Source organism: Streptomyces milbemycinicus, assembly GCF_002154605.1.
GTDB classification, from domain to species: Bacteria; Actinomycetota; Actinomycetes; order Streptomycetales; family Streptomycetaceae; genus Streptomyces; species Streptomyces milbemycinicus.
This window is the reverse complement of the sequence record NZ_MUNE01000902.1, coordinates 1-7,115: the sequence shown is the minus strand read 5'-3', so window position 1 is coordinate 7,115 and position 7,115 is coordinate 1. Positions and strand designations below refer to the sequence as shown.

General features: G+C 73.1%; 7 protein-coding genes. All 7 read right to left on the bottom strand.

The features are described from left to right. Positions 1-94: 94 nt before the first annotated feature. Positions 95-865, bottom strand: a complete 771-nt coding sequence (locus tag CCN51_RS48555; protein WP_014173135.1) for a protein phosphatase 2C domain-containing protein — start codon at positions 863-865, stop codon at positions 95-97. Continuing rightward, the gene (locus tag CCN51_RS48550) at positions 862-1,632 is read right to left on the bottom strand and encodes a vWA domain-containing protein (RefSeq protein ID WP_014173136.1); all 771 of its coding nucleotides are present in this window, start codon (positions 1,630-1,632) and stop codon (positions 862-864) included. The genes CCN51_RS48555 and CCN51_RS48550 overlap by 4 nt, the downstream gene beginning before the upstream one ends. Next, complete coding sequence (locus CCN51_RS48545) at positions 1,629-1,856, bottom strand: hypothetical protein (protein ID WP_238545258.1); 228 nt, start codon at positions 1,854-1,856, stop codon at positions 1,629-1,631. The genes CCN51_RS48550 and CCN51_RS48545 overlap by 4 nt, the downstream gene beginning before the upstream one ends. Positions 1,857-2,001: 145 nt before the next feature. Then, entirely contained in the window at positions 2,002-3,114 is a 1,113-nt protein-coding gene (locus tag CCN51_RS48540; RefSeq protein ID WP_043486011.1) for a macro domain-containing protein, read from the bottom strand. A gap of 74 nt (positions 3,115-3,188) precedes the next feature. Next, entirely contained in the window at positions 3,189-3,866 is a 678-nt protein-coding gene (locus tag CCN51_RS48535) for an RES family NAD+ phosphorylase (RefSeq protein WP_014173139.1), read from the bottom strand. Then, positions 3,866-4,558: a hypothetical protein gene (locus CCN51_RS48530; protein WP_014173140.1), complete on the bottom strand. Its 693-nt coding sequence runs from the start codon at positions 4,556-4,558 to the stop codon at positions 3,866-3,868. Before CCN51_RS48530 ends, CCN51_RS48535 begins: the two co-directional genes overlap by 1 nt. Then, on the bottom strand, positions 4,555-7,115 hold a 2,561-nt coding region (locus CCN51_RS48525; protein WP_107426290.1), incomplete at its 5' end, for a CHAT domain-containing protein. The genes CCN51_RS48525 and CCN51_RS48530, both read right to left, overlap by 4 nt.

Sequence of the window (7,115 nt, the reverse complement as noted above, 5' to 3'; positions counted from 1 at the left end):
GCGTCGACGACGGCCGCCCCCTCCGCGCCGCTGCCTATCTGCTCGGTGAGCCGCCATGTGTGTCCGCTGCCGGACACCACTGTCAGTCCCACGGTCACCCCCCTTCGACGAGAGCGCACAGGACGGTCAGATCGTCACCGGTCCGGCCGGCCTCCGGCCCGGAGAGCCGATGCCGAAGGGGCTCGGCGTCTCCGTGGTTCTGGCGGAGCGTGGCGGCGAGGCCGAGGAAGAAGCGCTCGGCCGGTAAGGGGCCCGTCTCTGGGGGGAGTTGGCGGACGGAGGGGTGGTCGAGGGTGAGGGCGGCGCAGCCGTCGGTGGCCAGGACCACTCCGCCGAGTTCCGGCTCCCAGGCGACGAAGGTGCGGATGCGGAGGGCCGCACCGGGCGAGGAGAGGAAGACGGGTGGACCGGTGGGCGGGGGGAGGACCAGGTGGCAGCGTTCGTCGCGGGTCAGAAGGGTGCCGAAGCCGTCCCCGATCGAGACGAAGGCCACCCAGGGCGGGGCCACGACCGCCGCGGTGAGGGTGGCCGCCAGGGCGCCGGGCTCCGCTGCACCCGGCTCCGTGCCCAACACCCCCGACACCGCCCGCAAATACTCCTCGACCACCCTCTGCCCGCGCCCCGCGATCCACCGGGTCCACGCCTCCGGCGTCTCCTCCGCGCCCGGGATGTCCTCCGTCAGCAGGCGGCAGGCCGCGTCGACCGCTATATGGGCGCCCAGGGCGCTGCGGTCGCGGCTGCTCGCGCCGTCGGACACCGCCAGGACCGCCGTATCGCCCAGGTCGATCGCCTTGAACGCGTCCTGGCAGCCCTGCCCGGCGGCGAGATGAGCGGTGCCCTGGACGGAGACGCCCGCGACGATCACCGGAGGTCCCTCTCCAGCCTCTCCATGCGGGCGAGCCGGGCGGCGCGGTCGTCGATGTCCTGGTGGATGAGGTCCGCGGTCCGGTCCGGGCTGCTGTCGTCCGTGCTCTGGAAGAGCAGGTCGAGGATCCGGCCGAAGTCCAGGTTCTCCAACGCGGACGTGGCCTTCGGCGCCAGTACCCGGAGCATCGGCAGGTCGGCGCCGCGTACCCCGATCACCTGGAAGACCCACTCCCCTTGCTCCTCGCCCTCGAGCACCCGCCCCGCCGTACCCGCCAGAGCCGTCGCGTCCAGCGGGCGGCCCTGGGCGTCGCTCGGTGCGCCGTCCGTCAGGACCCACAGAAAGGGACGCCGGACCGGCACCCGTTGCCGTTGCAGGGTGCGGTAGCGGGTGCGGACCAGTTCGAGGGCCGCTTCCACGGCTTCCGTCAGCCGGGTCAGGCCTTCGGCGCGCAGCGTGGGCGGGCGCATGCTGTCCACCGGGACGAAGACCCGGTCGGCGTCGGCTTCCTCGACCGGGACCAGGCGGCCCGGACCGGGGTCGTGAACACGCACCGCCGAGTCGAAGGTGATGAGGCAGACCTCCACCCGGTTGCGCAGCCGCTCCTGCCCGCGGACCCCGTCGAACCAGCGGGTCAGCGCGCCGTTCAGCTCGTCGATCCGCGGGTGTTCCTCGGGGCGGCCCATGGACGCGGAGGTGTCGAGGAGGAGGACGACGGGCTGCCGCTCCTCGAACCCGGCCCCGAACTCGATGCTATGGACGCTCATACGGCCGCCGCCCCGGTGCTGTCGGCGGTGCCGTCGGCATGGGCCACCAGCCGCTGCCGTTCGGGATCGTGGCGCACGGTGACGGCCGTACCCGGCGGCAGGCCGGGCGGCTCGGGCACCATGCGCAGCAGGACACCGTCGACGAGTACATACGCATCCGGGGCGGGCCAGGTCACCGTGCGACCCGCGCAGCCGTGCGCCCACTCAACCATCCCCCTGGTCATACGGCCACGGTATGTGACGCCAACACCCACATGCGTGATCCTTACGTGAATCGACACCGTGTCGAGATCAACGGCTTCGGTGGCGCGAGCCGCCCAGGGGGGAGGCTCCCCCGTGGCACCCCACCTGAGCGGCCCGCCCTTCCAGTCAAACGGATCGGCCGGGCGCAGACTGGTCGCGCCCCGGGCGGGTCCTGGCCGGGATCCGCTCCACCACGCGGGCCGCCTCCGGGGTGCGTACCACGAAGTGCACGTCCCAGCGCGCCCCGCGCGCCAGTTCCGCCTCGACGGCGCTCCACACGGCCGCCGCGCTCACCCGGTACGGAAGCCCGCCGCGCCCGGAGCCGAGCAGCGGGAAGCACACCGAGCGCAGCGGCGGGGTGTGCCGGTCGCGCTCCTCGGCCAGCAGCGCGATCGCGCGCGAGGTGGCGCGGGTGACGTCGGCGGGCAGCACGTCGTAGTCGTTGGTGCCGGCCCGGGGCACGGCCACCGCCGCGTGGTAGATCCGCCGTACGCCGTACTCGGCCATGGCCCCCGAACCGGTCGCCGCCACCGTGCCCGGAACCACCGGCCGCCCCGAAGTGCCCTGCCGCGCCGCCCATATGCGCAGCTCTTCGTGGACCGGGTCGTCGAGCAGGTCGCCGGTCACCCCGCGCACGGAGGCGGCCCGGCGCAACGAGGCGGAGACCGAGGACTTGTACGGCTCGGGCAGCGCGAAGTAGGTGTTGGCCGGGGAGACCACCACGTCCACGTCCCGCAGCAGGTCGACGGGGTGGATGTGGAGGGTGAGGCGTACGGTCCGATCGCCCGCCAGGACGTCCACGAACCGGTGGGTGTCACCCTCCCAGTCGCCCTCGCCCGGCTCGTCGTCGCCGCCCCTCGTCAATTCCACCAGTTCCACGATGTGCTCGGCCACCTGGCCGAGCACCATCACCTCGTGGTGCTTGCGGAAGCGTTCCTCGCTCACCCGGTACACCTCGGCCGCGCGGGCCCGGCGGGAGGACGCCGGCCAGTCCCGGGTGCCCTGGGCCAGGCCCAGCGTGTACTCGGCGGCGGTCCGCAACGTGCCCGCGTCAAGCCGCTCCACCGCGTGGCGGAGCAGCGCCTCCACGGCACCCTCGCGGGTGCGCGCGGTCGCCGAAGAGGCCGCGGCCGACTCCAGGGCGGGCAGCTCCCGACCGCGCAGCCTGAGCAGCCCCGCCCGTCGGACCTCCTGCAATTCGCCGAGAATCGACGCATGGTCGAGAGACGGTGGTGGCATGCCGCCAACGATGGCACCACGTGTCACACCGGGACAAGCGAGCGGCGGTCAGGGTGTCGGGCAGGGTGCCGGGCTCAGCGGTGCAGCGGCTCCTTGATCGCCGAACGGAGGGGTTCCAGCAGCTGGTTGGCCTCCTTGATGCCATCCGGGGAGCCGAGGTCGGGGATGCTGCGGTACGGCAGCGCTTCGAGCGGCCCGCCCGCGCAGTCCGTGAGGCGGTCTCCGAAGAGCACCAGGGCCCGCTGTGACGGGTTGCGCTTCGAACCCCAGATCATCCCCATGGCTTCGGGCGCCTGGGCTCGGATCTCCCGCGCCCAGAGGCGCGTGCGCTCGTAGTGCTCCTTTCCCTCATTCTCCAGCAGACGGTTGTCCTGGCAGACGGCGGCGAGGGCCGCTCCGGAACACAGCGAGACCAGTTTCAGCTCGCACCGGGTCCGCACCACGTCCAGCGACTTGCCCCGGACCTGGGCCCAGAGGATGAGCCGCATGCCGATCTCAAGGTCGTAGTCGACCGAGCGCAGCAAGGTCTCGGCGAGAGCGGTCTCCGCGTCCGTCGCCGCGTACAGACAGGGGTACGGGTCCTCCGGCGTACCGTGGAAGCGGCCGGGCGAGCGATCCTTCGGGTCGAACGGCTTGAACTCCCCGGCCGCGAACCGGGACGAGTGCATCCGCCACAGCTGGGTACCGGCGGGCAGCACCTCCCAGTGCGGCCGGAAGCGGTACGCGGAGGGCGACACGGTTTCCTCGTGCATCAGTCCCCCTCCACCAACGCGACGGCCGCGCCCACCAGTTCGCGGTCCGGCCGGACGCCGAGCAGGGCGACGGGCGGCCCGCCGCCCAGCCACGCGTTGCCGCTCAGCCACCAGTCGGCGGCTCCCCACGGATCCGCGTCGGCGAGCAGCACCCGGTTGACCTCCAGGACCACCTCGTACGGTGCTCCGCCCCCGGGCCTGAACTGGAACTCCGGGTAGCGGTCGCCGAGGTCGGGGTCGGCCAACCGGATCAGCTCGGGTGGCGGCGCCGAACCGCGGTACCGGCCGCGGACCTCGGCGGCCGAGAGGGCGGGCGTGCGGAGCAGTCTGCGCTCGACGGCGGCGATGACGGCCGCGGTGTCGGGGGGCCGTGGCGGCTCGGCCGTGAGCCGGGCCAGCAGATCCCGCGTCCGCAGGACGACCGGGCGGCTGACAGGTGCCGTGGCGACGAGCCGGACGGAGTCCAGCGCCTCGCGGACCGGATGGTCGAACGGCAGCGGCACCAGGCAGAGGCGTACGGCCTGGAAGGCCCGGCGTACGGCCCTGGAGTCGTCCGGCGGGGTGTCGGCGAGCGCGCGCAGCCGGGTGAGCAGGAGCTGGTACTGCTCATCGGTCAGCTGGGCGCGGATGCTGTCGAGGTGTTCGCCGATGAGGCCGAGCACCCTCGTCCCGCTGTCCTCACCCGAGGTCATACGGTCTCCTTTCCCTGGCCGGGGTGGCCTTGGTGGATGAACGCGGCCCAGAGGGCGGGCCGCTGGAGGTCGGGGCGGCGGACGTCGTGCCGTACCGTGTCGCTCAGACAGCCCGGGTCCTTCCGATCGGGGTCGAGCATCCACAGCTGCGCGGCCCGCAGTGCGTCGACGGGGCTGAGCCCGGCCCGCAGATGGTGGTGGAAGACCGCCATCAGCAGGGTCGTCGCGCTGTCCAGGGCGGTCCACCGCGACCCCACGACATCACGCGCGCCGCCCGAGACGAACGCCGTGGTGAGGGTCAGGGCCTCGTCGTGGTCACGGGTGCTCAGATCGGTCTGGCAGGCGCTCAGGACGATCAGCGGGCCGTCCGACGCCGCCTCTTCGGCGGCCTGCGGCCGGTCGAGGAGCCGCGTCACGGTGAGCCGGCCGATCTCCTCGCCGGGGTCGGTGGGAGCCAGGTGCAGGGCCGACTCCGTCGGCCGTACCCCCGCCAGCCCGTGGGTGGCCAGATGGACCATCGAGTGGTCCTGGGCAAGGAGGGCCAGCAGCTGGTCGGGGGTGCCGGTCGGCACCGAGTCGGGCGGGAGGGTGCCGAAGTCGCCGTACAGCCGCGCCCCCGGATAGAAGGCGTTGCGCAGCTCCAGGACCTCCTGCTCGGCATACATCAGCGAGAGGCTCGGGTCGGCCACCATGGCCGGGGCCGCGATCGGATCGCGTGGCGCGCGTTTCACCGTACGCAGGAACTGGCTGCCGGAGGCCGCGTAGCTGATCACCAGGGCCTGGCAGAGGTAGTCGTACGGGGCGCCTGTGGGGAAGCGGGCCGCGTGCCAGGGGACGATCCCGAGGCGGCCGCAGGGGACCAGGACGACCCGGGGCGTACGGCGGTCGGCCGCGTCGCCCGGGAGATGTTCCTCCAGCCCGGCGAGGACATGGACGAAGACCTCGTACGCCCAGTCGCACAGCTCGGACAGGGCCTCCTCCCAGGCCCGTTCCGTCTCTTCGTCCCGTTTCCGGGAGCGGGCGTCAGCCGCGTCCAGATACCGCTCCAGAGGGGCGCTGCCCGCTTCCGACAGCATGGGCAGCGCGCCCACGCCGATGCCGATCTCGGGGCCTACGGCCAGCAACATGCCCGGGGCCTCGCCGTCACCTTCGCTGCCGGGGACCAGATAGATCAGCGCGTCCGCACCGGCCTGCGCCACGCCGTCCGCCAGTTCGCGGAAGGTGGGGGTGCCCAGCAGGCCGCCCCGCTCCCGGTAGCCGAGGGCGTCCAGAGCCTGCCGGCGCAGGGTGCTGGGGAGCTCGCCCGGCAGCTCGGTGCTGTCGGCGGCGCCGGACCCCCGCCAGGCGGCGGCGAGTTCGGGATGGCCGCGCTCCTCCAGCAGGTCCGGTACGGTCCGGGAGGTGGCCGCCGCCTGCAGCACCAGCGCCCTGCCCAGCTCCAGGGCGGCGACCGCGTCGGCCACCCTTCCGTGCGTGGCGGCCCACAGGGCGGCCCGTACGCCGAGGGAGGCGCCGTTGCGGGCGGTGGTCAGGCGGTGTTCGGCGCCGTGCTGAAGGAGGACGTCCGCGGCCAGGGTGACCAGGGCCTCGTTCGCCGCGTCGGTGGCCGCGTCCGCGTCGGACTCGCTCTGCTCCCGGTGCCAGCGGGCGCGATAGGAGTCGGCGAGCGACCACAGGGACTCGGCCGCGACGCGCGGGGCCCGGCCCTGCCGGATGTGCTCGCGGAGCCCTTCCAGCGTGGTGATGACGGCCTCGAGGTCCGCCGGGTCCTTGGTGAAGCCGTAGCGCATGCCGAGCCGGTTCGCGGCGGTGTGCAGCTGATCGGCGGGGGCGTCCGGTGGTGGTACGTCCTGGTCCGGGATGATCGTCGTCGTGTCGTCGGTGAGGTAGGAACGCAGGGTCGCAAGGTCGGGAACCAGGGCCTCCAGCTCCTCGTGCCCGATCGGGAGGCTGCTGTTCCGCGCGGCCGTCCTGCCGTCCTCGAAGTCCGCGAGGCCGCGCAGGAGCAGATCCCTGTCCATGGTGAGCCGGCCGAGCATGAGGCGGGCCATGGCGCGGGCGATGAGGGCTATGAAGCGGAAGTCGTGGTCCTCGGGGACGGTGTCGGCCAGGGCCTCGGCCTTGGGCAGGAGGTCGCGGAGCCGTTCCTCGTCCTCGGCCTGCCCGGCGGTGCGGACCTCGGTCAGCAGGCCCATCACATCCGCCATGAGCGCGAAGCCGTCGGCCATGGGGATCGAGCTCTCCGACTGGCGCCGTAAGTAGTCGGTGATCGTCGCGGTGTGCGCAAGACCGAGCGCCTGGTCCTGAAGGGTGCCGCCGGCGCCGTCGCTCACGCTGAGCAGCAAGGCCATCAGCCCTTCGAGAGCGTCCTTGTTCGGCATGCCGTCCGGCAGTCCGTCCAGCGCGTCGCGCAACCGCCCGAGCTGCTGATTGAGGGCAGCGGGGTCTCCACCGCCGGCCTGGTCCACGAAGTCCACGGACGTGGTGTTGACGGCCTGCCACGCGGCGATGAGCCGGCGGATATCGTCGGGGGTACGGGGCATGGCCGGGGCGCCGG

Excerpts from the sequence above, each read along its gene's own strand:
- CCN51_RS48540 (WP_043486011.1), bottom strand. The coding sequence starts at position 3,114 with ATGCCACCACCGTCTCTCGACCATGCGTCGATTCTCGGCGAATTGCAG.
- CCN51_RS48535 (WP_014173139.1), bottom strand. The coding sequence starts at position 3,866 with ATGCACGAGGAAACCGTGTCGCCCTCCGCGTACCGCTTCCGGCCGCAC.
- CCN51_RS48545 (WP_238545258.1), bottom strand. The coding sequence starts at position 1,856 with ATGACCAGGGGGATGGTTGAGTGGGCGCACGGCTGCGCGGGTCGCACG.
- CCN51_RS48550 (WP_014173136.1), bottom strand. The coding sequence starts at position 1,632 with ATGAGCGTCCATAGCATCGAGTTCGGGGCCGGGTTCGAGGAGCGGCAG.
- CCN51_RS48530 (WP_014173140.1), bottom strand. The coding sequence starts at position 4,558 with ATGACCTCGGGTGAGGACAGCGGGACGAGGGTGCTCGGCCTCATCGGC.